Origin of the sequence: Nostoc sp. FACHB-133 (assembly GCF_014698055.1) — a bacterium.
Classification (GTDB): Bacteria; Cyanobacteriota; Cyanobacteriia; order Cyanobacteriales; family Nostocaceae; genus Nostoc.
Genome location: NZ_JACJSH010000018.1, coordinates 124,598 through 149,219, shown reverse-complemented (window position 1 = coordinate 149,219; position 24,622 = coordinate 124,598). Strand labels below are relative to the sequence as shown.

General features: G+C 41.9%; 25 protein-coding genes. 12 read left to right on the top strand and 13 right to left on the bottom strand.

Features of this window, described 5'->3' with window-relative positions; all coding sequences use genetic code 11:
• Window positions 1-574: 574 nt before the first annotated feature.
• Window positions 575-2,395 (bottom strand): ABC transporter ATP-binding protein, encoded by a 1,821-nt coding sequence (locus H6G86_RS16755; protein ID WP_190935251.1) that lies wholly within the window; start codon window positions 2,393-2,395, stop codon window positions 575-577.
• Window positions 2,396-2,484: 89 nt separating this feature from the next.
• A complete protein-coding gene (locus H6G86_RS16750) occupies window positions 2,485-3,285 on the bottom strand; it encodes a DUF6816 family protein (RefSeq protein WP_190935250.1) in 801 nt (266 codons plus the stop codon).
• A gap of 288 nt (window positions 3,286-3,573) precedes the next feature.
• On the opposite strand from H6G86_RS16750, the gene H6G86_RS16745 reads away from it, so the two are divergent.
• Entirely contained in the window at window positions 3,574-4,686 is a 1,113-nt protein-coding gene (locus tag H6G86_RS16745) for a toll/interleukin-1 receptor domain-containing protein (protein ID WP_190935249.1), read from the top strand.
• A gap of 40 nt (window positions 4,687-4,726) precedes the next feature.
• Here the strand turns inward: H6G86_RS16745 and H6G86_RS16740 are convergent, their stop codons facing one another.
• From H6G86_RS16740 to ffh, 5 genes are all read right to left on the bottom strand, one after another.
• Window positions 4,727-5,131: a ChuX/HutX family heme-like substrate-binding protein gene (locus H6G86_RS16740; protein WP_190935248.1), complete on the bottom strand. Its 405-nt coding sequence runs from the start codon at window positions 5,129-5,131 to the stop codon at window positions 4,727-4,729.
• 91 nt (window positions 5,132-5,222) lie between these two features.
• Entirely contained in the window at window positions 5,223-6,176 is a 954-nt protein-coding gene (locus H6G86_RS16735) for a PhoH family protein (RefSeq protein WP_190935260.1), read from the bottom strand.
• Window positions 6,177-6,638: 462 nt separating this feature from the next.
• The gene (locus tag H6G86_RS16730) at window positions 6,639-7,076 is read right to left on the bottom strand and encodes a KH domain-containing protein (protein ID WP_190935247.1); all 438 of its coding nucleotides are present in this window, start codon (window positions 7,074-7,076) and stop codon (window positions 6,639-6,641) included.
• Window positions 7,036-7,299 carry a 30S ribosomal protein S16 gene (gene rpsP / locus H6G86_RS16725; RefSeq protein ID WP_094328165.1) on the bottom strand — a complete coding sequence of 88 codons (264 nt, stop codon included), beginning with the start codon at window positions 7,297-7,299 and terminating at the stop codon, window positions 7,036-7,038. The genes H6G86_RS16730 and rpsP overlap by 41 nt, the downstream gene beginning before the upstream one ends.
• Before the next feature lie 231 nt (window positions 7,300-7,530).
• The gene (gene ffh / locus H6G86_RS16720; RefSeq protein WP_114082505.1) at window positions 7,531-8,997 is read right to left on the bottom strand and encodes a signal recognition particle protein; all 1,467 of its coding nucleotides are present in this window, start codon (window positions 8,995-8,997) and stop codon (window positions 7,531-7,533) included.
• Window positions 8,998-9,212: 215 nt separating this feature from the next.
• Between ffh and H6G86_RS16715 the strand changes: the two genes are divergently transcribed.
• Window positions 9,213-9,842, top strand: coding sequence for a Uma2 family endonuclease (locus H6G86_RS16715; protein ID WP_190935246.1), 630 nt, complete (start codon window positions 9,213-9,215; stop codon window positions 9,840-9,842).
• 112 nt (window positions 9,843-9,954) lie between these two features.
• Window positions 9,955-10,551 carry a DsbA family protein gene (locus H6G86_RS16710; protein WP_242064840.1) on the top strand — a complete coding sequence of 199 codons (597 nt, stop codon included), beginning with the start codon at window positions 9,955-9,957 and terminating at the stop codon, window positions 10,549-10,551.
• Between the two features lie 65 nt (window positions 10,552-10,616).
• Here H6G86_RS16710 and H6G86_RS16705 read toward each other — a convergent pair whose 3' ends face one another.
• Both H6G86_RS16705 and H6G86_RS16700 read right to left on the bottom strand, forming a co-directional pair.
• Entirely contained in the window at window positions 10,617-13,799 is a 3,183-nt protein-coding gene (locus H6G86_RS16705; protein ID WP_190935245.1) for a GAF domain-containing sensor histidine kinase, read from the bottom strand.
• Window positions 13,800-14,081: 282 nt separating this feature from the next.
• A complete protein-coding gene (locus H6G86_RS16700; protein WP_190935244.1) occupies window positions 14,082-14,573 on the bottom strand; it encodes a hypothetical protein in 492 nt (163 codons plus the stop codon).
• Window positions 14,574-14,662: 89 nt separating this feature from the next.
• Between H6G86_RS16700 and H6G86_RS39555 the strand changes: the two genes are divergently transcribed.
• Both H6G86_RS39555 and H6G86_RS16695 read left to right on the top strand, forming a co-directional pair.
• Complete coding sequence (locus tag H6G86_RS39555) at window positions 14,663-14,791, top strand: hypothetical protein (RefSeq protein WP_277883611.1); 129 nt, start codon at window positions 14,663-14,665, stop codon at window positions 14,789-14,791.
• Entirely contained in the window at window positions 14,792-15,061 is a 270-nt protein-coding gene (locus H6G86_RS16695) for a hypothetical protein (protein ID WP_190935243.1), read from the top strand.
• 31 nt (window positions 15,062-15,092) lie between these two features.
• Here the strand turns inward: H6G86_RS16695 and H6G86_RS16690 are convergent, their stop codons facing one another.
• Complete coding sequence (locus tag H6G86_RS16690) at window positions 15,093-16,475, bottom strand: aminopeptidase P family protein (RefSeq protein ID WP_190935242.1); 1,383 nt, start codon at window positions 16,473-16,475, stop codon at window positions 15,093-15,095.
• Window positions 16,476-16,509: 34 nt separating this feature from the next.
• A complete protein-coding gene (locus H6G86_RS16685) occupies window positions 16,510-16,767 on the bottom strand; it encodes a hypothetical protein (protein WP_190935241.1) in 258 nt (85 codons plus the stop codon).
• A gap of 335 nt (window positions 16,768-17,102) precedes the next feature.
• Between H6G86_RS16685 and H6G86_RS16680 the strand changes: the two genes are divergently transcribed.
• Window positions 17,103-17,903 (top strand): PhzF family protein, encoded by an 801-nt coding sequence (locus H6G86_RS16680; protein ID WP_190935240.1) that lies wholly within the window; start codon window positions 17,103-17,105, stop codon window positions 17,901-17,903.
• 8 nt (window positions 17,904-17,911) lie between these two features.
• On the opposite strand, the gene H6G86_RS16675 is transcribed toward H6G86_RS16680, so the two are convergent.
• Window positions 17,912-18,376 (bottom strand): DUF29 domain-containing protein, encoded by a 465-nt coding sequence (locus tag H6G86_RS16675; protein WP_190935239.1) that lies wholly within the window; start codon window positions 18,374-18,376, stop codon window positions 17,912-17,914.
• Window positions 18,377-18,432: 56 nt separating this feature from the next.
• On the opposite strand from H6G86_RS16675, the gene H6G86_RS16670 reads away from it, so the two are divergent.
• Together H6G86_RS16670 and H6G86_RS16665 are read left to right on the top strand one after the other, a co-directional pair.
• Entirely contained in the window at window positions 18,433-18,606 is a 174-nt protein-coding gene (locus H6G86_RS16670; RefSeq protein WP_190935238.1) for a hypothetical protein, read from the top strand.
• A 167-nt stretch (window positions 18,607-18,773) separates the two neighbouring features.
• Complete coding sequence (locus tag H6G86_RS16665; protein WP_190935237.1) at window positions 18,774-19,220, top strand: DUF4332 domain-containing protein; 447 nt, start codon at window positions 18,774-18,776, stop codon at window positions 19,218-19,220.
• Window positions 19,221-19,280: 60 nt separating this feature from the next.
• Here the strand turns inward: H6G86_RS16665 and H6G86_RS16660 are convergent, their stop codons facing one another.
• A complete protein-coding gene (locus H6G86_RS16660; RefSeq protein WP_190728845.1) occupies window positions 19,281-19,895 on the bottom strand; it encodes a TetR/AcrR family transcriptional regulator in 615 nt (204 codons plus the stop codon).
• Window positions 19,896-20,044: 149 nt separating this feature from the next.
• On the opposite strand from H6G86_RS16660, the gene H6G86_RS16655 reads away from it, so the two are divergent.
• The 4 genes from H6G86_RS16655 (at window position 20,045) to H6G86_RS16640 (ending at window position 24,566) form a co-directional block, all read left to right on the top strand.
• Window positions 20,045-21,643 (top strand): M16 family metallopeptidase, encoded by a 1,599-nt coding sequence (locus H6G86_RS16655; protein WP_190935236.1) that lies wholly within the window; start codon window positions 20,045-20,047, stop codon window positions 21,641-21,643.
• A gap of 45 nt (window positions 21,644-21,688) precedes the next feature.
• Complete coding sequence (locus tag H6G86_RS16650; RefSeq protein ID WP_242064839.1) at window positions 21,689-23,206, top strand: M16 family metallopeptidase; 1,518 nt, start codon at window positions 21,689-21,691, stop codon at window positions 23,204-23,206.
• A 261-nt stretch (window positions 23,207-23,467) separates the two neighbouring features.
• Entirely contained in the window at window positions 23,468-23,701 is a 234-nt protein-coding gene (locus tag H6G86_RS16645; RefSeq protein ID WP_190935235.1) for a hypothetical protein, read from the top strand.
• A 598-nt stretch (window positions 23,702-24,299) separates the two neighbouring features.
• Window positions 24,300-24,566, top strand: coding sequence for a hypothetical protein (locus H6G86_RS16640; protein WP_190935234.1), 267 nt, complete (start codon window positions 24,300-24,302; stop codon window positions 24,564-24,566).
• The last annotated feature ends 56 nt before the right edge of the window (window positions 24,567-24,622 follow it).

Below are 24,622 nucleotides of genomic sequence, written 5' to 3'. Positions count from 1 at the left end.
TGTTAATACTGCTTAAAAAGTATAAATAAATTTATACTACTGGGAAAATGATTTAGTGATCGCTTGTTTTTTACTGGATCTGACGAAACCGCATAGCTCCCAATCTGTACTTGGTTTTTAACATCTCAATAACAACTTTAAGAAATAGCCAATTCCTTGTACTAATGTGAGGATAGCTAATTCTAATTTAGACTTCCAAAAAATTAAATATTCAATAATTTATAATGATTCTTAAAAGGCTACTATTTGGTAGTTTTTTAGTACTGTTTTTTATAGTAAATCTTGTAATGATATAATTTTAATATATATATAGATATTAAATTGCAAATTTTTATCTTAAGCGATTAGATATGCATTAATTATTATAGCGTTTCCTAAGCAACTGAGGTACACCCAAATCTTGTGAAACAAGGTTATTAGCTTTGAGAATGTACTTCACCAGATTGGGAAACGCTATAGTAAGGTAATGCTGTTAGTTACAATTGGGAAAAATCGACCTTACTGTTAATAAAGTCGATTTAATCAAGCAGATTAATTCATTCTCAAATCCAAAATCCAAATGTGGTATTATCCCCTAACTTAGGAGTTCTCCTGTTTCTTGCAGGGAGTGCAAGCGGCGGTAAATGCCTTCTTGATGCAAGAGTTCATCGTGACTACCCACTTCTACAATCTTTCCTTGCTCCAAAACTACAATTTTATCTGCTTCTCGCACTGTACTTAAACGGTGGGCAATCACAATAGTGGTGCAAGTACCCTGAATCGATCGCATCGCTAGCTGAATTGAACGCTCAGATTCATAATCTAAGCTAGAAGTGGCTTCGTCGAAAATCAGCACATCTGGTTCCACTAGCAACGCCCTCGCAATTCCTAACCGTTGTCTTTGTCCTCCAGATAATCTGACACCTCGTTCACCCACAACGGTGTAATAACCTTGGGGTAAGTGTTGCACTACTTCATCGACTCTGGCAATTCTACAGGCTTCCTTAACCTGCTCTAAACTGGCATCCCGCCTGCCATAGGTGAGGTTATCCAAAATAGTACCGTTGAAAACGTCTACTTCTTGGTGAACGATCGCTAGCCTTCGTCTATACTTACCCACATTCAAAGTGCTAATATCTTGACCATCAATCAAAATTTGGCCTTGTTGAGGTTCGAAATATCGCAACAGCAATTTCACTAAAGTAGACTTACCAGAACCAGAACGCCCAACTAATGCCACTGTTTGATATGGCTCAATCAACAAGTTAATATCTTGCAAAACTTGACGGTTGGCATCATATCCAAAACTGACGTGGGACAACTCAACTTTTCCAGTAAATTTATAGGGTAATTCTGTCTGGTTGCTCTCTTCTAAAAGACTAGCTGAATCAAATGGAATTGGCTCTTGGAGAAATTCGTGAAACCGCAGCATAGAAGAATAACGACGGGCAAAAAGTTCTCCCAATGTGCTAATAGGTTCTAATTCGGCATAAGCCATGCTAGAAAGAGTTAATGTCATGACAAAATGACCAAGAGAAATTCTACCGTCTACTGTTGCTGCTAGAGTCAAACCCAAGATAGTAAACACGCAAAACTGAATTACAGTCCTTTGCCAAGTAGCCAGTTTCACATAACCTTTGTGAACGCGATACTCAACTACCATTAGCTCACGATCCAAACGTTGTTTTTGCCGCTTTAGTTCATGAGCTTCAGTAGCAAATGCTTTTACCGTTTTGATGTTGGTGATCAGTTCAGAATTACGACTTTCCGTATCTTCTGAATATTTATCCAGAATAGTTTCATGCCAAATCAGATGCTTTAAATCCTTCAAGCTAAAGCCAAGAATAACTACAAAGGAAATCAAATATAAAATCGCAATTCGCCACTCAATCACCAAGATAAACAAGAAAATTCCCAGTACCCGAAATAGTTTAGGAATTAACTGTCCGGCAACTTCAGGATACGTAAAAGTGTGGTTAGAAATACCTCTTGCTATTCTTCCAGCAATTCGTCCTGGGTTATTTTCATCATAAAATTCTAGTGGGAGAGTGAGAATTTTTTCTACGGCTGTTTGGGCTTTCTGGCGACGCAACCTTAAGGATATATCCCAATGAAACCAATGGGTTAACCAAGGTTGGGTTGGCGCTTTGACTACGGTGACAACGAAAACTAAACCCAGTAATACACCCAAAGATAGAGTTTTATTAATAGGGTAATTAGTGATGTCTGAAAAAGTTGCGATCGCACTTTGAAGTGGTTTATCCAAAGGTTGATTAGACAAAACGTTTAAAATCTGCCCAATCGCATAAGGAACAACCAAATCAATAATTTCGTAAATGCTAGATGCTGTAATACTAAAAAGACTCAGCTTCCAGTCAGAGCGAAAGTAATTGACAATATCTTGAAATTTGGCCATGATGCACACCGTCCAAGAGCGCGATCGTGAGCTTGGAACTTATATACTACAAACGTAATACAAATAAGTCAAGGTCTATTAGGTTTAAATCATTCTTTTTGAGTACTAGGCATTTGTGCTGGGATAAATTCTAGGCGGTAGCGATAGAGAGCAACTGGTTGATAATTAGCTTTAAAGTAATCTGGATCTTGGGGTGAAAGATAGACAGCAGTAACTTGATCTGCCTCAATTGCCGGATTAGCTGTTGGAAGTTTATGATAAGCAGTGGTAGATTCTACAGAGTTTAAATAGGGGCGTGAACCACCTTTGAATAATTGTTGAAACACTTCTGTGGTGATGAACTTGCCATCAGGAAGAGTTTCTGTAGCTCGTGCAGTCACAATGGAAACTAGTTGGCGACTGCTACGCAGGAATGTAATCTGACGATTAGGTGAATCTGGATCTACTTTGACCGATAACACTGCTTCATCCCCTAAATAAGCTCGTGCCAAATTCAAACTATTAAACGCTCTATCTGCCACCAAACTTGGGGATTTGTAATCTATCTGAGGAAATATTTTTAACCTAGAAACATCTGGTTGTTCTTTTACAAATCTTACTACAAAACTCACAGGCTGATTTAATTGTCGGCGATTACCTTCAAACCCTGGAGTTACGACATCTGGTGCTAAAGGTGCAGCTAAATCTATTAAAGTACTGGTAACTTGCCAATCACCAGCCATCCATTCAGGGTAAACCAAATCACCCGAAGCCGGTTGCACAGAGGTTAATTTTTCCCACTGGGGAAAATTTGCTAACCGTTCAGACAACTCACCTGCAAAAGCTTCACCACTCCATAGTAGAAACGAAACAACCAAGCAAAAACTCCAAATCGACCTCATTGCAAGCATCGGTAGTGTTTGTTTAATATTTATTTGTTATGGAATAAAAATTTATCTCCAGGAAAATAATGCATTTGAGCTATTGCTCATTATCCAGCTAGCTAATTACACATTGAGCTATGATATCTAGTACATAAAATTTTCAGAGAAGTTATCATAATTGATCATTTGAAAAGTAATTATTACTAGTGTACAATTCCATAAAATGCTGATTGTCTAATTTTATAGTATATCAATATATCAATACCATAAATTTTGGTGAGAGCTAAGTAATTTGCAAAATTAGGAAAAGAATAAATGAATGCACGTCAAAATGAAGTTTGTTTGCTCTACTCCGAATCGGATAAAGCTATAGCAAGTCTCCTAGAAGATGCTTTAAATTATTATAGTATTAATGTTTGGAAAGCACAAAATATTTCCATAGGAAGTAAAATCATAAATCAGACAACAGAAATGCTAGATAAAGCTAAATTTGTTATAGTTTTATGGTCAAATAATTCTGTAAAATCTGCCTTATTGAAAAACTTGGCTTCGGAAGCAAAAAATAATAAGATTCTGATTCCTGTATTAATTGAAAATATTCGAATCCCTGGAGAATTTTTAGATATTCAACCAGCTTATCTAGTAAATTGGGATGGAGATCACGAAAATGAACAAATTGTCAAACTTTGGAGGCTCATCCAAGACAAAGTTTTGAAATATCGTAGTAAAAAAGTAGGGTTTAATCAATTTATCGCTATTTTCGGTCTATTATTAACAGGATTAAGTGTAATTATTGCTATTACAACTCCAGAAGTTAGATGTTTTTTCAAACTACAATGTTCCGAAAATACATCTAGCGAAAAAACTATAAAATCTTCTGAAGTTACCTCGCAATCACCTGTTGAAACTGATTTGCCAAATCCGATTAAATCAACACCAACACCTCAGCCTATTCTTGAAAATCCTTTGCCAAATCAAACTCCTGCGCCTACAATTCCTGACAAGAGTAACCCAAGTATTCAACAAGAAACAGTATCTCAACAATCGGTCGAAGTAGAAGGGTTTATTTTTAAACTTAAAAGCTGCAAAAGATTAAATGAAAATGTAAAATGTGATGTATTAATAACAAATACCCTTAAGGATAGAGAACTGAGGTTATATGGTAATTATACCTCTAAAAGAAGCAAATTTTTGGATTTAGAGGGTATTACATATCCTGCTGACTCAGTTGAAATTGATGCAATTAAAAATAATTATTACGTTAGTACACAACTTATCCAAAATGCTAATGTTAGGTTGAGTGTGAGTTTTATCGAAATTCCTTTACAAGTCAAGAAAATACAAGTGCTTAACATTCAAGTAGAAGGATTTGACTCACCTAAATCACTTAAAGATATTCAATTTCGTGACATCGTATTATCTAAATAATTGGTGATTGACGGTTTTTTCCAATTACCAATTATCTATATTAAATCTCTGCTGGTAAAGGTTCCCAAACTTCTCCATACTTCTCTTTTAGAGTCTCCCAAGTTTCCACCTGACCGGGTTCATATTCTCCCGGTTTCCCCCATTGTAAAAATAGGCTCAAAGCAGATTCTTGTTTCTCATCTAAAAAGCGAATTGCATAGGTAGTAAAGTTACCTCTTTTTGCCTCACCAGTTTCAAATTTCACCTGAGTGATTTTGTCCATATTCAAGTGAAACTCAAAGCCTTCGGTGTGCATATTCGCATACTTACCTTTAGGCAATTCTGCATAAAATAGCTTTTCAATCTTGCCCCTTGCTTCTAATACAGCCGCACTGCTAGTGACAATTAAACGCAAGGTTCCAAGAGTCTCACAAGCTTCTAAAAATTCTTTCAATGTTATGGTCATTTGTCATTTGTCCTTTGTCATTTGTTATTTGTCGTTAGTTAAACGATGAGTCCTAATTAATGCCCCATGCCCTATGCCCAATTCCCAATCCCTATTTTTCGTATTGTTCATAAGCAGCAACAATGCGTTGAACAAGAGGATGACGCACGACATCTTTTTGGGAAAATTCGCAAAAGGCAATACCTTCAACGTTTTTTAAAATTTGTAAAGCCACTCCTAAACCTGATTGTTGGTGAAGTGGTAAATCTGTTTGTGTCATGTCACCTGTAATCACCATCCGCGAACGGAAGCCCAAACGAGTCAAAACCATTTTCATCTGAGCGGGTGTAGTATTTTGAGCTTCATCAACAATGATAAAGGCGTTATTGAGGGTGCGTCCTCGCATATAGGCAAGTGGTGCGACTTCAATTACACCGCGTTCCATTAAACTAGGTACTTTTTCTGGGTCGATGAATTCGTAAATAGCATCGTAAAGTGGGCGAAGATAGGGATTAACTTTCTGCTGTAAGTCTCCAGGCAAAAAACCGAGTTTTTCACCAGCTTCGACGGCAGGGCGAGTTAAAATTAGCTTTTCAACTTGATTGGCCAGGAGTGCTTGCACGGCAACAACAACGGCAAGATAAGTCTTGCCAGTACCAGCAGGCCCAATTCCAAAGGTGAGATCGCGCCTACGGAGTGCGTCGATATATTGACGCTGGCGGAAGGTTTTAGCACGGACTTCTTCGCCCCGGCGACTTTTGGCAAGGACATCTCGCTGTAAATCTTGCAGTTCCCCTTGCCGATCGCTATCTATGGCTTGACGGGCTGTTAAAATATCGGCACTGGTGATGGTATTGCCTTTAATCCAGAGTTCTTCAAGCGATCGCACCAATCGAGAAGCCAGATCAATTTGCTCTTGATTACCAGAAATCATTAATTCCTGTCCGCGTAGCACTAAATTGGCTCCTGTTTGCCGAGATAGGATTTTGAGATTTTCTTCTCCATCTCCCCCAAGAGCGATCGCACTGGAAACATTCGGCAGCTGAATTGTGAAAGCACCTGCCATAGTATTTCTTAATTCGTAAGGATCTATTTTTGACAAAGGTTAATATTTTCTCGCCAAAGGCGAAATTACGCTTTTTTACTTACATTTTAGAAAAATTTTTGCAACAAATTATCGACACTGTTCAAAAAGAGGAAAAGAGGCAGGGGGGAGAATCCCTATAAATGAATGTATTGGCTCTGAAATAAGAATGTATTATTTCTCGTGTTACACATCTCGTTCGCGCAGCGTGCCGTAGGCATAATAAATACTTTTACTTTTGAGCATAAATAAATTTAGTTGCTCTCTAACCCTTGTAGCAGAGTAATTTCAGTATCTTTCTCCCTGCCCCCTGCTCCCTTCTCCCCTGCCTCTTCGGTGAAGAGTTCAAAAAAAGATCCAAAAATCTTTTTGCTACTTTCCATCTTTACAAAAATTCTGAGCGGAGGTAACTACAACCGCTCAGATTTGCTCTCTAGTTTTAACCTAGCGGAGGCGGGGTTTAACAATGGGTTTAGGCCCATCATTTCCACGCGCTTCTCTCCTAGTCGGCGGTGGCGATCGCTCTTCTGTGTCTTCATCAAAAGACATACCTTCGCGGCCCGGAGTGGTACTGCCGTAGATATCCAGGTATGCTGATTGCCCAGCTGCGGCTGCGGCTGCGGCAATTACTGTACGAATCGCCTGAATATTGCGTCCCCCTCGACCAAACACTTTCCCTTTATCTGTGTTTTCAAAGGCGATGCGAACCCAAACCCGGTTGAGGGCCTGAGAAATTTCACAATCGACACTTAAAGTCTCTGGAGATTCCAAAAATGGCTGCACCAAAAACCGAACCAGATCAACATAGTTGGGACTGGCTGTTGGCAATTTTGTTCCGAAATTATGATGCGGCTGTTGTTGCACTGACCTGTTCAAAAACATTAGCTTTTACTAGAATGCGACGTACGGTGTCAGTGGGTTGAGCGCCTTGTTGTAGTCGCTTGACGATACCGGGAACGTCTAATCGCACTTCATCAGTTCTGGGGTTATAAAATCCCAATTCTTCTAGGGGACGGCCATCACGGCGAGCGAGGTTGTTAATGGCGACAATACGGTAACTTGCTTCCCGTTTTTTACCGAATCGCTTCAAGCGCAGTTTGATCATGTTGAAGAATCGTTCTCCTGTTTAGATATAGTGGCCGAAGAAGTAACCTCAATCTGGCTGTTGCCAAGAAATGGAGGGTTAGTTTCCTCTGCTGATAAATTCTGAGGTCGAAATGCTAATTTTAGCACTGCCTAGCATTTGCTGCTATTAGTCATTGGTCATTGGTCATTTGTCATTTGTAAATTACCAATGCCCCATACTTCGACTCCGCTCAGTACAAGTGCCCAATAATTAAAGATTGCCGAACCCTTTTTTCTTTTTCTCTTTGGTTTTTTTCTTTTTCGTGCCTGCATCGCCACCATAGCCACGCCATCCGGGGGCTGCGGGACGATTACCTGCACCTGCGAAGGCATTGCCCATACCGCCGCCACCGCCGAACATTCCCGGCATTCCAGGGAAGCCACCTTGACCCATTTGCTGCATGAGCGATCGCATTTTTTGGAAATCACCCACCAGTTTAGTCACATCTGACTCTCTATAGCCGGAGCCAGAAGCAATCCGCCGCCGCCGACTGGGAGAACTGGCTAATAAATCGGGGTCGTGGCGTTCTTGGCGGGTCATGGAGTTAATCATCGCCTCACAGCGCTTAAGCTGGGTTTCTCCCTGCTTGAGTTGGTCGTCTGAGAGCTTGTTCATCCCTGGGATCATCTTGATGAAGCCTCCCAGAGAACCCATGTTCTTTAGCATCCGCAACTGCTTGAGAAAGTCTGTAAAGTCAAACTTTGCTGACAGGATTTTCTCCTGCATTTTCTCAGCATCTGCTAAATCGAACTCTTCTTGGGCTTTTTCTACTAGAGTTAGCACATCGCCCATTCCCAAAATTCGGGATGCCATGCGATCGGGGTAAAAGGGTTGCAGCGCCTCGACTTTCTCACCCACGCCCACAAATTTAATCGGCGCTCCCGAAATCTTTCGCACTGACAGCGCTGCACCACCACGGCTATCACCATCCATTTTGGTGAGAATCGCCCCAGTAATTCCGATCTGCTCATGGAAGGTGCGAGTCAGATTTGCTGCCTCTTGACCAGTCATCGCGTCCACCACCAACAGAGTTTCATGGGGTTGGACAGTTGCTTTGATGCGGGCTAATTCCGCCATCATATCTTCGTCAATTTGCAGACGACCAGCAGTATCAATAATTACTGTGTTTACACCCTCTGCCCTAGCGCGTTCTACGCCCTGTCGAGCAATTTCTACGGGATCTGCGTCGCTTCCTAGTTCAAATACTGGTACGTCAATTTGCTTACCTAACGTCAGCAACTGGTCGATCGCTGCTGGGCGATATACGTCTGTCGCTACCAACAAACAGCTACGATCTAATTTTCTCAGATGTAAGGCTAACTTAGCGGTAGCTGTGGTTTTACCAGTACCTTGCAAACCAGCCATCAAGACAATAGTAGGCTTTTCCTTAGCTTCTGCGATGGGAACATTTTCTTCTCCCATCACCTCCACCAGTTCATCGTGAACAATTTTGATGAACTGTTGGTCAGGTCGCACGCCGGTAACTACCTCGGCTCCCTGGGCTTTGGCTTCGACTTCGCTAATAAAATCTTTGACTACCTGGAGATTGACATCTGCCTCCAACAAGGCGCGGCGCACTTCGCGCAATGCATCTTGAATGTTGGATTGAGAAATTTTGTCCTGTCCCCGCAGTTTTTTCCAGGCGGCTTCTAAACGGTCAGATAGAGCATCAAACATAATGTAATTACAGGTAGTTCGCCAATGAGGAATTTTGAACCGCCGATAAATGCGATTCCGAATTTCCGCTAAATTTTAAACGTGCTATTTACCAGCTTAGTAGTTTTCACCGCGACTGTAGCAACCAGATACCTACCTTTATAGAAGATTGAGCTTAAAGTACAATGAGGCGAAGAAGGGCTATTGTACAGCGAGAACCTACATCACATATCGCTATGACTAGCAACACACTGCTTCAACCCACAGAAATCGTCCACCTATCGGGTATCAGTTGGCAAACATACGAAAACTTGCTAACTGAACTTAGCGCTAGTCGCCGCCTCCGGCTTACTTACAATCGAGGTACTTTAGAAATCATGGTTCCTTCACCTGAACATGAGAGTTATAAAAAAGTCTTAGGTCGATTTATTGAAACTCTAGCTGAAGAATTAGAAGTCAATATCCAACCCCTTGGTTCTACTACTTTCAAGCGCCCAGAATTAAGTGGTGCAGAACCAGATGAATCTTTTTACATTAGAAATATCCAGTTAATAAAAGGTAAAAAAAGAATTAATTTGCAACAAGACCCACCGCCAGATTTGGTAGTAGAAATTGATATTACTAGCAGTTCTAAAAATCGTTTTGAAGTCTATGCTGATATGGGTGTGCCTGAAATCTGGCGATATGATGGCAATTCTTTTAGTATTAACGTTTTACAAAATCAGAAATATATATCTGTTGAACAAAGTTTAGCATTTCCCAATCTGCCATTAACAGAAATTTCTAATTTTTTAGAGCAGGTGGGAGAAAAAGATTATTTGGAATTAGTTAAAGAATTTCGTCAATGGGTTAGAAGCAAAATTTAATATTAAAATAGCAAATTAATTTAGATAGATATCGCAGCGAATCAAAGTATATTCATACTCGATATACCACTCGGCGAATTCATATATTGGTGTTGCTCTTGCCGAAAAAGCATTGCAGGGTTTACCTGTTGATGTTGAACGAAGACCAATCTACATACCAAAGGAACGAGGTATAAAGGTAGCTGATTTACAAGGACGAAGTGAAAGCGCCCTTTTATCTTCGTATCACAAAGAAGATTGTTTGCGGTGGGCGAAAAAGTACGGCATTGAAATTCGGCTCAAGGAACTTGAAGAATTTGGTCGGTGGGTCAAGCGCTGGGAGAAAATAAAATTTGGTCGGGAAGAACTTCCTGCAAGAGCGTATTACGCTGCTTGTGGAACTGGGAAGGAGCATCTGCTTGATGCAGCTTTTTTTCGATCGACGTACATCGATCTTCTTGATGTTAACGATGAGTCTGTGATTAGGAAAGTTGCAAATGGTATTGGATTGAATGGCGATCGCATTCTTGAGTTAATCTACGGGGAAGCAGCCAAACAAGCAGCAGTGGCAGCTTTGGCAGAATACGAAAAGTTTGGCTGTCCCGGAGTCCCGACTTGGGTAGTCGAAGGCGAGAGATTTTGGGGAAAAGATCGCGTTGATTGGGTTGCCGAAAAGGTAAAGCAATTATGTAATACTTCTGTCACCAAAACAGTACTGTGTGCCAAGTGATAATTTGTCAAGTGAGTTGGCAAAAATCATCACTTTGCCTCTTTGCTTATTCCTGGTCTAACCCCTTAACTAGCTACTGGTTTTTTAGTTGTAACTTGACGAACCGGCAACTCAACCACAAACTCTGTACCTTTGCCAAGTTCAGATTGGCAGTAGATTTTGCCGTTATGTTTCTCTGTTACTATCTGGTAGCTGATAGATAGTCCTAGTCCTGTCCCTTTACCGACAACCTTGGTAGTAAAAAATGGATCGAACAGTCGAGAGAGGACTTTTTCATCTATGCCGAGTCCGTTGTCGGCTATGCGAATCACAATCCAGTCTTTATTGAGCAGGGAGGTAGAAATTTGGATTGTGTTGGGGTTTTTTGCAAGCACTTCGGAAGATTTCTGCGTAGTTCGCTCTTCTAAGGCATCAATGGCATTGGACAGCAAATTCATAAATACCTGATTCAACTGACCGGGATAGCATTCTATCAGAGGTAACGTACCATAGTCTTTGCTCACATGAATGGTGAGGCTATCACCTGAAGGCTTCAAGCGGTTTTGCAAAATCATCAATGTACTGTCGATGCCTTCGTGAATATTTGCTGGTTTGAAGTCAGCTTCGTCTAGGCGCGAGAAGTTCCGCAATGAGGTGACAATTTCACGAATGCGTTCAGTACCAACTTGCATGGATTGGAATAATTGAGGTAAGTCGTCGACCAAATACTCTATTTCGGCTTTTTTGAAAAACTCTCGGATTTCTGGTGCAGCATCAGGATAATGATGCCAATAAAGCTGCACATAGCGAAGCAATTCTTGCGTATATTGGTGGGCGTGTTCTAAGTTGCCGTGAATGAAATTAATCGGGTTATTAATTTCATGGGCAACTCCCGCTACCAGTTGCCCCAAGCTGGCCATTTTTTCAGCGTGGATAATTTGCATTTGAGCAGTCCGCAGTTCATTTAGAGTCTGCGCGAGTTGATTCGCTTCTTCACGAGTTTGACCCAGCAAACTAGATTGTTGAAACAAGTTGGCTTGACGCAGCGCTACACTCAGTTGAGCCGCCACTTGGGTGACAAATTCCAATTCAGCTTCTTCCCAATGACGTGTATGGGTGCATTGGTGAATGCACAACAATCCCCACAGTTCATCACCTTCCATCAATGGCACAATAATCTGTGCTTTGACTTGGAATCGCTCAATCACATCAAGATGAGGTACTTTGGAGCCAACGCTGTTGACATCAGATATAACTTGCACTTGCCCTTGGCGATATTGCGGTGCATATTGATCGCCAAAGCAATAGTCTTGCACCTTCACAGCAAGAGCAGAATCGAATTTGGGTAAGACATCTTCAGCAATAAATTCACCACTGCAAAAACCGACGTTCGGATCGAAGCGGAAAATGCCGACTCGATCTGTATTCAGCGATCGCCGCACTTCCTGTACTGTAGTCTTCAAGATTGTCTCTAAATCTAACGATTCCCGAATTTTGACGACCAAATCAAATAAAATCCTCCGCTGTTCAGCCGATTGTTGCAGTTCATCAGCGCGAGTTTGAATTTGAGTCACCATTTGAGAACTTTGCAGTGCTACTCCCAGTTGGCTAGCAACCTGTCCCAAAAATTCCACTTCCACACTATCCCACTGGCGCGGTGCAGAATGTTGATAGGCAGCCAGCAATCCCCACAAATTCCGTCCTACAAAAATTGGGGTTAACGCATAAGCGCGAATCTTGAACTGCTCCAAAATATCGAGGTGACAGCGCGAGTGTCCGGCTTGGTAAATATCCTCTACAGCAAAATTTTCGTTGTTGCGATAGCGTCCGCCTTTGGTCTCTTGGAGGTGGGTATCCTCCCAAACGAGATTTTTGCCAAAGGGATTGATGCTGTCCCACTGTGCCTCAACCATGCCGAAATTACTCACGAATTCGCCACTCCAATCTTCATTGAAGCGATAAACGCCAACTCGCTCAACTCGCAGTAGTTTACACACTTCTTGGCATGTAGTTTTTAGGATTAAATCAATATTGAGAGAGGAACGAATTTTACCGACTACTTCAGTTAGTGCCCGTTGCCGAGCGATCGCATCTTTGAGAGCAACTGCCTGTTGTTTCGACTGAGCCAAATTCTCGGCTTGCTGAATCGCCACTCCCAATTGTGCCCCTACCTGTGCCAGGAACTCCACTTCGTAATTTGCCCATTGGCGCGGCCCGGAGTGTTGATAGGCTGCTATCAGTCCCCACAGTTTTGGACCGATGAAGATGGGTGCTAAAGTATATGCCCGAATCTTGAATTGCTCCAGAATATCGATGTGACAACGCGAGTGTCCGGCTTGGTAGATGTCGTTGACAACAAAACTTTCGTTATTGCGGTAGCGTCCACCTTTGGTTTCTTGGAGGTGGGTATCTTGCCAAACGAGATTTTTGCCAAAGGGATGAATTCTGTGCCATTGCGCCTCTACCATCCCGAATTGGCTGACAAATTCGCCGCTCCAATCTTCATTAAAGCGATAAATTGCTGCCCGCTCTAACTTCAGGAGTTTGCATAGTTCTTGACAGGCAGTGTCTAGAATAATTTCGGGATTCACAGAGGAGCGAATATTTCCTACCACTTCCGTCAAAGCACGTTGCCGTGCGATCGCATCTTGCAGTTCGGCTGTGCGTTGTTTAGTTTGTTCTAGGGTTTCTGCCTGCTGCATTGCCACACCGAGATGGCTGGCAGCTTGGGCTAAGAATTCAACTTCGTGAGGCCACCATTGGCGAGGAGCAGAGTGTTGATAGGCTGCCAGCATTCCCCATAATTTTGCACCAATAAAAATCGGTGCAATCGCATAGGCCCGAATCTGAAACTGTTCTAATACTTCAATATGACAACGAGCGTGCCCTGCATCGTAAATGTCAGCCACAGCAAACGGCTCATTTTTGCGATATCGCCCTCCCTGAGTTTCTTGCAAATGCGAATCTTGCCACACCAAGTCCTGTCCAAAGGCAGTCAATGCATCCCAAGGATGTTCTGCAAAGCCAAAACGATTAATAAAACTACCGCTCCAGTCAGTGTTGAAGCGGTAGATTGCAACTCGCTCAATCTTTAACTGCCGACAAATATCTTGACAAGAAGTCGAACATAAGGATTCTATATTTACAGATGCGCGAATCTTAGCCAGAATTCTCGCCAATATTTTTTGGTACTGAACCGTTAACTGTAGCTGTTTGTGACACTCTTGCAGGTCTAATAAGTTCGACGTTTCAGGACTGTTTGTTATCATAAAGTATAAAGAAACAGAAATACTTACTTTTAGTATTCCCTTCTTTATTTTTCAGATTATAGGTTGAGAGACTATTTATAAAGTAAATCTTAAATATAGGAATCTGGTTTGATTTTGGTTCGCGTAGCGTAGCTATAGTTACGTGGGAAGGCAAGAGGCAAGAAGGCTTTTTGAGTTGTACGGAGTTTTTTCACGCAATCAAATATGAGTTCTATTGCGTATGTTAGCGATAGCGTAACGCACCGTGTTAAATAGGGGCGCGTTAGGCACTTTGATGAAATTTTATGATTTAGTTGCTGCTGGTTTTGAAGGCTGTTGTTGATAAAAGCGGACAACTTTTTGCACATACTCAGCAGTGAAGCCTTTGTTACAACCTGTATAGCTACCAGTCATCCACCAACAAGCTGCGCCGCGCACAGATGCAATTTCATTATTATTGGTGGCGCGGAACTGATTGGTTAACTCACGGCGGGTAATGCAAGAGATAACTTGGCGAGCGATCGCAGGATTGTTTTCAAACTGTGTCGGTGTTAGTTCTCGTTTGAGACAAGTTCTTGTCCAGCCTTTGAGGGTTTCTGGTTTCACTTGCCATTCGCTGTAATATCCATCATTGGGATTTTTGATCTGCGGTGCAGCCTGTCGCAATGCCTCTACCATCGCTGCAACTTGGGCATCAGAAACCGATACTGGCTGCTGTGCTTGAGCTAATAATGGCAACAGTCCGAAGCTGACAATAACTCCGTTGAGCAGTAAGCCTATGGGGTTTTTTCTCATGAATTTGGAATTATTTTAGATATCATAAGGTATCATATTATATTTTTGCAGTGCCAATTAACAAACATGAGAGTAGTTTTATTTATACTATGCGAATAGCCAAACGTGATGATTGGAAAACAGAACAGATGCCTTCTGCATCGACAAATTTGACAGTAGAAAAACTTTACTCACAAGAAGAATTTAACCAAATTACTGCTGGAGTCATTCCAGAGTAGATGGAAGATAAGTGGTTTATTTTTTATGAGGCTCCTTGGCTATTCTTGCATCGTAGTTGGACTGGTTTTTGCATTTTCAAAGTGCGTTTTGAGGTAGTTGGAGAAAGCGTAAAAATTGCTGAAGTGTATGTAAATCGAGATCCAGCACAACAGCTTAATACTGACCATGAGCGCGATGCCTGTATGTTAGGAATCTTACTGGATTCACGAGCTAAACGTGATGTACGAAATCAAATGCTCGGCTACATCAAAGGTGAATCCAGTAATTAAATATCCTTTATAGATGCCTGTCAGTATAAACTCAGCCATTGACTAAATTTTCTATAGTATCGGCATCATTCGGTAATGCGGCTGTTAAAACTTCGCTACCTTCTGCGGTAACTAGAACATCATCTTCGATGCGAATTCCGCGCACATCGGCAAATTCAGATAAACGTTGCCAATTCACTACATTCTGATATTTTGAGCGAACATTGGCATCATTTAAAATTGCTGGTACTTGATAAAAACCAGGTTCAATTGTTACCAACATTCCTGGACGCAGGGGACGATTTAAACGGAGGTAGCTTAAGCCAAAGCGATCGCTCCTTTTCCGTCCTTCTTCATACCCTGCTAAATCTCCCAAATCTTCCATATCATGGACATCTAAACCCAGTAGATGACCGATACCATGAGGGAAAAACAGCGCGTGGGCATCCATCTCTACTAAATATTGGGGATTCCCTTGGAAAATGCCTAACTCTACTAAACCTTCAGCTATAACTGTGGCAGCTAATAGATGAATATCCTCATACTCTACACCAGGCTGTATTCTGGCAATGCAAGCATCATGAGCGGCCAGCACTACATTATAAATATCTCTCTGGGTAGATGAAAACTTACCGGAAACTGGCCATGTACGAGTGACATCACCTGCCCAACCCATCTCAGTTTCAGCGCCAACATCGGCAAGTAGTAAATCACCTGGTTGCAAGGGGTGGTGATAGTGTTCGTTATGCAAAACTTCGCCGTGAACGGTGACAATACTGTTGTAAGAGGTGGTCATATTGTGGGCAATAATTACCCCTTCCATCGCTGCACGAACTTCTGCTTCTAGTTTGGCTTGAGGTGTTGCTGCCATCCCAGCTTTGTGTGCTTCAACAGTGACAGCAGCAGCTTTTCGCAACTCGGTTAATGCAGCTTCATCGTGAGTGAGGCGGATAGAAGCGATCGCTTTAGCTAAATCTAAGTCAATTCCTTGGGGAGGACTTTGGGGTAAAACCCATCTATTTAATAGCTGCGATTGTTGCGTCCATGTCGCTGCATCTTGTACAGCAAGTGTGACAGCATCTTCTACCCAAGACTCTAATTCTGTCATTGGCTCTGCCACATCTGCCCCAATCTTCTGGGCTATTTCATTGCGCGTTGGCATTTCTCCATGCCAAAGGGTGCTACTAGGTGATGGATCGTCCATGAATAGTTCTAGCTTGCCCCCTTCTAAACGAATTGCCGCATTTGATAATGGCAGTCCGGCAAAATAGAGGAAATGACTGTTAGCGCGAAATGGAAAGGGATTTGCTGGAAAGTTGCGGGGACTGTTGCTACCTGACCACAGAATTACGGGAAACTTAATGAGGTTTGCTAGTTTCTGCCGTCGGAGGCGTAAACAATCGACGAAGGAAGTAGAAGTTTGTGGGATAAGCATAAATGGAAACCCAAGGTTATAGTTTTGCCTTTATTTAGTCGTTATCATCTTTTTCGTCTTTATCGTCGTGTTTATCATCTTTGCGATCGCTATTTTTGTCATCATCATCTTTGTCGTTCTGCTTAGGTTGTTGGTTAGGTTGTACGACTGGTTTTTGTTGCTCTGTTGGTGCAAGTGGCTGTGGTACTTCAACAGCACAACTAACTAATCCTCCAGAAATTAGCGCTAAGTTGACAGCAGCAAAGATGCTTCTGAAGATTTTTATCCCCATATTTCCGTTTTGCTTAGACATTGACCCTAGTTTTTGGAGATTGTATTCCTAATTTATAAGGTACTGTATATGGCGATTTCCATTTTGATGTAACAGCATGATTGTGTGCCCTTATGAACCAGTGGCTCTATTCCACATCGAAAATTCCTATAGACTAATACGCTTGGGTTAAAGCTATAAATTTTTGTCTTTGGAACAAGGCGCAGAGGATACAGAGAGGAACAATAAATGCTTAAATGAATTTTAGTGCGCTCTAGACGCGTAGTAATGAGCCTAAAAATAATCTTAACTAGCAGCATAAATTTCTAACACACTCCTGATAAGTATATTGCTGTCTAATTTTTAGGGTGACTCTAATGGGACAAATCATTACTCAGGTTGATGCTTTTACCAATAGACCTTTCGCAGGAAATCCTGCTGCTGTCTGTGTTTTGCCTACTCGCCAAAATGAACGCTGGATGCAGAATGTGGCGCAGGAGATGAATTTATCTGAGACAGCTTTTTTAGTTAAACAGGATGATGGCTTCAATCTGCGTTGGTTTACGCCGACGATAGAAGTGCCTCTTTGTGGTCACGCAACCTTAGCTAGTGCCCATGTACTTTGGTCACAGGGGTATTTATCGGAGAATGAAGTTGCGCGGTTCTACACCAAAAGCGGAGTGCTGATTGCTAAGTTGCAAGGTGAGTGGATTGAGTTAGATTTTCCTGTGAATCACTCACAAGAAACAGTTGCTCCACGAGAACTCAAGCAAGCTTTGGGTGTACCATACAAATCTGTTTTTTTAAATTCTTTTGGCTATTTAGTGGAATTGGAATCTGAAGATTTGGTACGGCAAGTACAGCCAAATTTTCAAATATTAAAAACTTTGCCTATTTCTGAGATCATTGTCACCAGCCTCACCGACCCTGATTCTGAATATGATTTTGTCTCTCGTTTATTTGCACCGGGTTTAGGAATTGATGAAGACCCTGTAACTGGCGCTACTCATTGCTGTCTTGCTCCCTTCTGGCGCGATCGCTTACACAAAGATGAGTTATTGGCTTATCAAGCATCTCGTCGCGGTGGAGTGGTAAAAGTACGCTATGACGGAGGCGATCGCGTTTTTCTCGCTGGACAAGCGGTAACTGTTCTGCGAGGTGAGTTATTTACTGCATAAGCCTGCTATTACAAATCAATCGCATCCGGCAAAAACTCAGCATCGAGAACTTGGGCAACGAGATAAGGACATTTTACTGGAAAGGTATTTATTGGTAGTTCAGTTTCATTACTAGCAGCTTTCAATCCGCGATCGTAACATTGGGCTAAAACTTCTTCTGGATATGACTTGAGGCTGGGACTCTCTTGTAACAAATCTGTAATCCGATTACGTTGCTCGTTAATCGTATTTCGCCAAGAGCCACTCCGCAAATTAGACTGATATTCCCACTTTAACAAATGCTGTAATAATACCTCCAAGCGGCTTTTCAATTCCCGCCGTTCAGACCGTCCCAAGTTCTCAATTTCCTCAATCACACTATCCCAGTCTACCTGTTCAAATTGTTCAGCACGAATAAGTTGTACAGTCTTTTCTGTCCATGCTACAAAGTCTATTTCATACAACTGGGCTGCGCTTTTCGGAATCGGTGTCATAGGTTTTTTGCAATCCACTATGAACAAGTTAGATTTTAACTATTACACCCATCTTAATGTTAGTCGATGCAATGGCATTGTTAGTCGATGCAATGGCATTGTTAGTCAATGCAATGGCATTGTTAGTCAATGCAATGGCATTGTTAGTCAATGCAATGGCATTGCTAGTCAATACAATGGCATTGTCAGTCAATACAATGCCATTGTTAGTCGATACAATGCCATTGTAGTAGGTTACATTTAGATCTGAAATATTCCCGTAGGGTAGCAGGAAAAAAACGCCAAAAGTATAAGGTTTAAATACCCGGTTTTGAAGAGGATGAGGGTATCTTGTTCTTCATGAATGATTTAGGATGGCTGTATACGTAAGTGAACAAGCCTATTATTTAGTTTTAAAATGTCTGCTAAAAATACAAATAATCGAAATCTGCTCGCATCTCGTGACTGGCCAATCGAGCAATTACCTGGACTCAGCCACGACGAACAATCACAGCTGCAAAATTGTGGGATTGATACCACAGTAGCGCTAGTCAAACAAGGAAAGACTCTAGAGGCACGGCTGGCCTTAGCAAATAAATTACAGATTCACCTTCAGTATGTAAATAAATGGATGGCTTTAGCTGACTTAGCGCGTATTCCCAGCGTAGGTATACAATATTGTGGTTTATTGCTCCACGCAGGTATTGGTTCCGTAGCACAATTGGCACAGACTCCCACTCACCGATTGCACCAACAAATTATGCGCTTGCAAGTAGCAACAATGCAGCGACGAGATTTGTGTCCAGCAATTGAGCTAGTACAACAGTGGAGTCAGCAGGCGAAAATAGTGCTGAGTGCTGAGTAGGGAATGGAGAATGGGGAATGGAGAATGGTGGGAAGTTGGAGTAAGTCTTTGCCCAATGCCCTAATCTTTAACCAAGACACCATTGAGGAAGATATCAGCGAGTCCTTCGGCCATTTCCTGCATTTGTTGGGGGGAAGCGTCAGGTTCCATAATGGTGTTGTTAGAAAAACCTGCGATCGCAAACATTCCTAAGAAAACTTTAGCAACTAGCTTTGCGTCCATTTTGCGATAGATGCCTTTATCCATAGCTGTTTGAAAGAATGCTTCACCCACATCAGTCATTTTGGTAATGACTTCTAATTGAATGCGATCGCGCAAATCGGGGTGAAACTGCACCTCCATAAAACAAACGCGCATCAAATCGGCATTTTTTTGAAAGTTCCACATCCGGCGACGCATCACTTGAGCTACGGCTTTATAGCTGCCCATTTCACTTAATTCTGTCAGCAAATCTGTTAAAATTTCTACCCAGCCACTCGTGGCTACTTCTACTAAAATTGCTTTTTTATTGGGAAAATGACGAAATAGAGTGCCTTCAGCTACACCTGCCGCCTGCGCTAGATCACGGGTGGTAGTGCCGTCAAATCCTTGAGAGGCGAACAACCGTTGTGCTGCCTGTAAAATCCGGGTGCGCGTCTGAGCCTCTGAGGGTGGGGAAGAATTAAAAACTCGCATAAAAGTTATGGTGAAATGTGCGGAACACGATTTGTAGCATTATTGTCTAACGTCAAGTAAAAAAGCTCAACAAGCTTAATACAACATTAACGTCCTTTTGCTAAGTATCCTGTTTCTCAGGTAGTGTAACTTTATCTTAATTTTTGCTTATGAACCAGATCAGTCGGTCATTTTTGGATTTATTACGGCGGTTGTTTGTCACTTTGTTGGCTTTGATCGTTTTCTGGTGGGGATTACTACCAGAAATTGCTCTAGCTCAAACTCAAATTGCACCTCCTCAAGAAACCAAAACTCCAACTCCACCAGTTCAAAGTTCGATCCAACCTTATCTGGATCGAGTCATTAAACAGTTAACGGAGTTTCGCCTCGACAATGGTCTAAAATTCCTTGTCTTAGAACGGCATCAAGCGCCTGTGGTTTCCTTTTTGACTTATGCAAATGTTGGTGGTGTGGATGAGCCAGATGGTAAAACCGGTGTAGCTCACTTTCTGGAACATTTGGCGTTTAAAGGTACAACGCGCATTGGTACACAAGACTACAAAGCAGAAAAACCTCTACTAGAGAGATTGCAGCAGTTAGATACTCAAATTAAAGCAGCGAAAGCCAATGGCAAGAAAAATGAGGTTGCGCGGTTAGAAACTGAGTTTAAGCAAGTAGAATCACAAGCAGGTAAGCTTGTCAAGCAAAACGAATTGGGACAAATTGTCGAACAAGCGGGAGGTGTTGGTTTAAATGCTAATACTTCAACCGAAGCTACCCGTTATTTTTACAGTTTTCCTGCCAATAAGCTGGAACTGTGGATTTCGTTGGAGTCGGAACGATTTCTCGATCCGGTAATTCGTCGTGAGTTTTATAAAGAGAAAGATGTAATTTTAGAAGAACGACGGATGCGGGTGGAGAATTCACCCATTGGACAAATGGTGGAAAAGTTTATCGATACTGCTTACAAAGTCCATCCATACAAGCGTCCGGTGATTGGTTATGACCAAGATATCCGCAATCTGACACCAGATGATGTCCAGAATTTCTTTGATACTCACTACGTACCAAGTAATTTAGCGATCGCTATTGTCGGAGATGTCAATCCGGTTGAAGTGAAAAAACTGGCGCAAACTTATTTTGGCCGCTATAAAGCAAAAACCAAAGCTGTTGAACAAATCCCGGTGGAACCGCCACAAAAACAAACACAAGAAGTTACTGTACAACTACCTTCTCAACCCTGGTATTTAGAAGGTTATCATCGTCCAGCAGTTACTCATCCAGATAATGCAACCTATGAAATCATTGGCAGTTTATTAAGTGATGGGCGCACGTCGCGCTTGTATAAGTCTTTGGTAGAAAAACAGCGTTTGGCACTAAATGCTCAAGGTTACAGTGGATTTCCTGGAGATAAGTATCCAAACCTGATATTCTTTTATGCTCTCACGGCTCCTGGTCATACAGTTGATGAAGTGGCGGTGGCTTTGCGCCAAGAAATTGACAAATTAAAAACTGAACCTGTCGCGGCGGTTGATTTGGAACGGGTGAAAACCCAAGCACGGGCGGGTTTGCTGCGTACCCTTGATTCAAATATGGGGATGGCTCAACAGTTGTTGGAATATGAGGTAAAAACTGGCTCTTGGCGGAATTTGTTTAAGCAGTTGGATGATATTTCGGCGGTAACGACGGCTGATATTCAGCGAGTGGCGAAGGAGACGTTTACGCCGGGAAATCGCACGATTGGGAAGTTGTTGTCGAAAGAAGGTTAAGAGAAACGAACCGCAGAGGCGCTGAGGGCGCAGAGGAAGAGAGATATGAAGAGATACAAGGTGAAGGGTAAAAGGCGAATGGGGTTGAAAATCAAAAATGGGAAGGGGTTAATTTATGCTTTGGTTGCTGTTTTTGCGTGTTTACTTTTAACTTGTAATTTTTCTCTGGCGGCGACGACTGAGGCAAAGCATTATAGTGAGTTGCAGTTGCCAGCGCTACCTGAGATTAAGATACCCAAGTATGAGCGGTTTGTTCTCCAAAATGGCTTGGTTGTCTATTTGATGGAGGATCACGAATTGCCGTTGGTGAATGGGACGGCGTTTGTGCGAACAGGAAATCGCTTGGAACCAATGGAGAAAGTTGGGTTAGCTGGTTTTACAGGCGCGGTAATGCGAACTGGAGGAACTAAGCAACATTCGGCTGATGAACTCAATGAGATATTAGAACAACGAGCGGCATCTGTAGAAGCTAGTATTGGTGAAGGTTCTGGTAGTGCTAGCTTTGATGCACTGAGTGAAGATTTAGAAACGGTGTTTGGATTGTTTGCCGAGGTGCTGCGATCGCCAGCATTTGCTCAAGAAAAGCTAGACTTGGCTAAGACGCAAGCGAAGGGTGGTATTGCTCGTCGTAATGACAACCCAGATGGGATTGCCAATCGAGAATTTAAGAAATTGATCTATGGCAAAGATAGTCCATACTCTCGCACCATAGAGTATGCAACGGTGGATAAGGTTGAGCGTGAGGATTTGATCAACTTTTATCAGCAATATTTCCACCCCAATAATATAATTTTGGGGATTGTGGGGGATTTTGACTCTAAGAAAATGCGATCGCTCATTCAAGCTAAGTTTGGCGACTGGAATCGCAACCCAGGTATTGCCAAACCCAAATTACCATCGGTTTCGCCAGCTAACACAGGCGGAGTCTTTTTTGTCAATCAGCCACAATTAACCCAAAGTAGTGTGCTTCTCGGCCACTTAGGCGGACGGTTTGACAGTCCCGATTATGCGGCGCTGGATGTATTGAATGGGGTGTTAAATGGATTTGGTGGACGCTTATTTAATGAATTGCGATCGCGCCAAGGTTTAGCTTACTCTGTTTATGGCCAGTGGAGTCCCCGCTACGACTATCCTGGCATGTTTGTCGCTGGTGGACAAACGCGATCGGATGCTACGGTGCAGTTTGTCAAAGCCTTACAAGCTGAAATCAAACGCATTCAAACCCAAAGAGTGACAGCAAAAGAACTAGCTTTTGCCAAAGAATCTACACTCAACTCCTTTGTATTCAACTTTCAAGACCCCAGCCAAACCTTATCACGGTTGATGCGATACGAATATTACGGCTATCCGGCTGATTTTCTCTTTCGCTATCAAAAAGCAGTCGCCGCCACCACAGCTGCTGACGTGCAACGGGTAGCACGAGAATACCTCAAGCCAGAAAAGCTTGTGACTCTAGTGGTGGGGAATCAAACCGCCATTCAACCGCCATTGACGCAGCTAGCAGCACAGGTGACACCAATAGATGTCACCATTCCTGGTTCGCAATCACAGGCGAAGAATTAATCCAAATTGCGATCGTCACGATAAGTAGAGACGCGATAAATCGCGTCTCTACCCATTTAGGGAGACAAACAAGATCAGAATATAAATCATCTCTTTTAAAGACGAAAATCCTTTAGTTATGTCTTGAAAATTAGCTTTAAAAAGTTAAATGACTAAGATTTTATTGCAAAATACAAATGATGGAGTCTGGATTTTTAGCTTAATGTTATCTCAGACTAGATCAATTAATATCACTAGATTTTGTGAGGTACATCAATAGTCATGATCTTAATATCTAACCTGCATCCTAATAGTGACGTGAATCTGCTCACCGAACTAACCGATTGGGAAATGAGAACTGTAGAGGGTGGAAGAAGAAGAAGATCAAGAAGAGAGGATGAAGATACTTCTGGCATGCTTTCAAAAGACAATATAAAAGAGACTGTTAATGATTGGTTAAGCAATATAGAACAGCAAATAGTAGACCTACGACAACAACTAACTGGTTTACAATAATTGTGAACAATCAGAATTTTATAGTCTTTAAGCTCGTGCGCTCTTAGATTAATCGAGAGCGCACGATTTTTGTTTACAGATTTAGTCTAGCCCTGCCGAATATCATGCCTATCTACACAGGATTTTCAAGTCTGAAAACTTTCATACGGTACTTTGATGAAATACACCCCTCTCGTCTCTAAGGTTCGTAACAGATCAGGTGGAGTATTTTTGTATTTAACAAACTTGAAATATACTAATCAGCTACCAATGCGGTTCAGTTAAGGCTTAAAATTAAAAATTGTGTAGGTGTAGCGACTGTCTTAAAAGTCAAGCGTATTGAGTTATGAAAAGTTAGACTCTTGACTTATCAAAGAAGTTGGTAATCTTTAGATCGCTAATTTTTACAAAAAATATAGCATGTTTTCTAAACATTTTTTGAATAAAAATAAAGCCATCAATAAAGACGCAACCCATTTATTTATGTCTTACAAATCAGGCTTACAAGCTTGATCTTTCTAAATTTTATGAATAAAAATGGAATCAGCAGTTAAGCAATACACAGCTTAATCGCTGCCAAAGTCTCTTTAAACGGGACGAATCATTGTAGGAGAAAATTATGGCTAGTATCGCTCTTTCACAACTAAATACCACTGGTTCTGAACTGTTCCAAGATTCTGAAAGCTTCCTCAACGACCTGAACAATGTAGATTCTATCACTATTTATGGTGGTGGTAATGGTGGTGATGTTTCCAGTGTTGCTGAAGGTATAGACCCACTTTTAGCTTACGGTGTTAAGGGACAAGAGTTTGCATTATTAGCCTTTGGAGCTAGCTTGACTGCACACATCGTCAAGTCCTTCAGCGATACTGATCCTTGGCTTTAATTTGTAGTTTACTACTGAGCTACATTGCTTTGTGGAACTTGTTGAATTAGCGATTA

Bases quoted from the DNA above. Each gene is read 5' to 3' on its own strand.
- H6G86_RS16755 (WP_190935251.1), bottom strand. From the start codon at position 2,395: ATGGCCAAATTTCAAGATATTGTCAATTACTTTCGCTCTGACTGGAAG.
- H6G86_RS16750 (WP_190935250.1), bottom strand. From the start codon at position 3,285: ATGCTTGCAATGAGGTCGATTTGGAGTTTTTGCTTGGTTGTTTCGTTT.
- H6G86_RS16745 (WP_190935249.1), top strand. From the start codon at position 3,574: ATGAATGCACGTCAAAATGAAGTTTGTTTGCTCTACTCCGAATCGGAT.
- H6G86_RS16740 (WP_190935248.1), bottom strand. From the start codon at position 5,131: ATGACCATAACATTGAAAGAATTTTTAGAAGCTTGTGAGACTCTTGGA.
- H6G86_RS16735 (WP_190935260.1), bottom strand. From the start codon at position 6,176: ATGGCAGGTGCTTTCACAATTCAGCTGCCGAATGTTTCCAGTGCGATC.
- H6G86_RS16730 (WP_190935247.1), bottom strand. From the start codon at position 7,076: ATGTTTTTGAACAGGTCAGTGCAACAACAGCCGCATCATAATTTCGGA.
- rpsP (WP_094328165.1), bottom strand. From the start codon at position 7,299: ATGATCAAACTGCGCTTGAAGCGATTCGGTAAAAAACGGGAAGCAAGT.
- ffh (WP_114082505.1), bottom strand. From the start codon at position 8,997: ATGTTTGATGCTCTATCTGACCGTTTAGAAGCCGCCTGGAAAAAACTG.
- H6G86_RS16715 (WP_190935246.1), top strand. From the start codon at position 9,213: ATGACTAGCAACACACTGCTTCAACCCACAGAAATCGTCCACCTATCG.
- H6G86_RS16705 (WP_190935245.1), bottom strand. From the start codon at position 13,799: ATGATAACAAACAGTCCTGAAACGTCGAACTTATTAGACCTGCAAGAG.
- H6G86_RS16700 (WP_190935244.1), bottom strand. From the start codon at position 14,573: ATGAGAAAAAACCCCATAGGCTTACTGCTCAACGGAGTTATTGTCAGC.
- H6G86_RS39555 (WP_277883611.1), top strand. From the start codon at position 14,663: ATGCGAATAGCCAAACGTGATGATTGGAAAACAGAACAGATGCCTTCT.
- H6G86_RS16695 (WP_190935243.1), top strand. From the start codon at position 14,792: ATGGAAGATAAGTGGTTTATTTTTTATGAGGCTCCTTGGCTATTCTTG.
- H6G86_RS16690 (WP_190935242.1), bottom strand. From the start codon at position 16,475: ATGCTTATCCCACAAACTTCTACTTCCTTCGTCGATTGTTTACGCCTC.
- H6G86_RS16685 (WP_190935241.1), bottom strand. From the start codon at position 16,767: ATGTCTAAGCAAAACGGAAATATGGGGATAAAAATCTTCAGAAGCATC.
- H6G86_RS16680 (WP_190935240.1), top strand. From the start codon at position 17,103: ATGGGACAAATCATTACTCAGGTTGATGCTTTTACCAATAGACCTTTC.
- H6G86_RS16675 (WP_190935239.1), bottom strand. From the start codon at position 18,376: ATGACACCGATTCCGAAAAGCGCAGCCCAGTTGTATGAAATAGACTTT.
- H6G86_RS16670 (WP_190935238.1), top strand. From the start codon at position 18,433: ATGTTAGTCGATGCAATGGCATTGTTAGTCGATGCAATGGCATTGTTA.
- H6G86_RS16665 (WP_190935237.1), top strand. From the start codon at position 18,774: ATGTCTGCTAAAAATACAAATAATCGAAATCTGCTCGCATCTCGTGAC.
- H6G86_RS16660 (WP_190728845.1), bottom strand. From the start codon at position 19,895: ATGCGAGTTTTTAATTCTTCCCCACCCTCAGAGGCTCAGACGCGCACC.
- H6G86_RS16655 (WP_190935236.1), top strand. From the start codon at position 20,045: ATGAACCAGATCAGTCGGTCATTTTTGGATTTATTACGGCGGTTGTTT.
- H6G86_RS16650 (WP_242064839.1), top strand. From the start codon at position 21,689: ATGAAGAGATACAAGGTGAAGGGTAAAAGGCGAATGGGGTTGAAAATC.
- H6G86_RS16645 (WP_190935235.1), top strand. From the start codon at position 23,468: ATGATCTTAATATCTAACCTGCATCCTAATAGTGACGTGAATCTGCTC.
- H6G86_RS16640 (WP_190935234.1), top strand. From the start codon at position 24,300: ATGGCTAGTATCGCTCTTTCACAACTAAATACCACTGGTTCTGAACTG.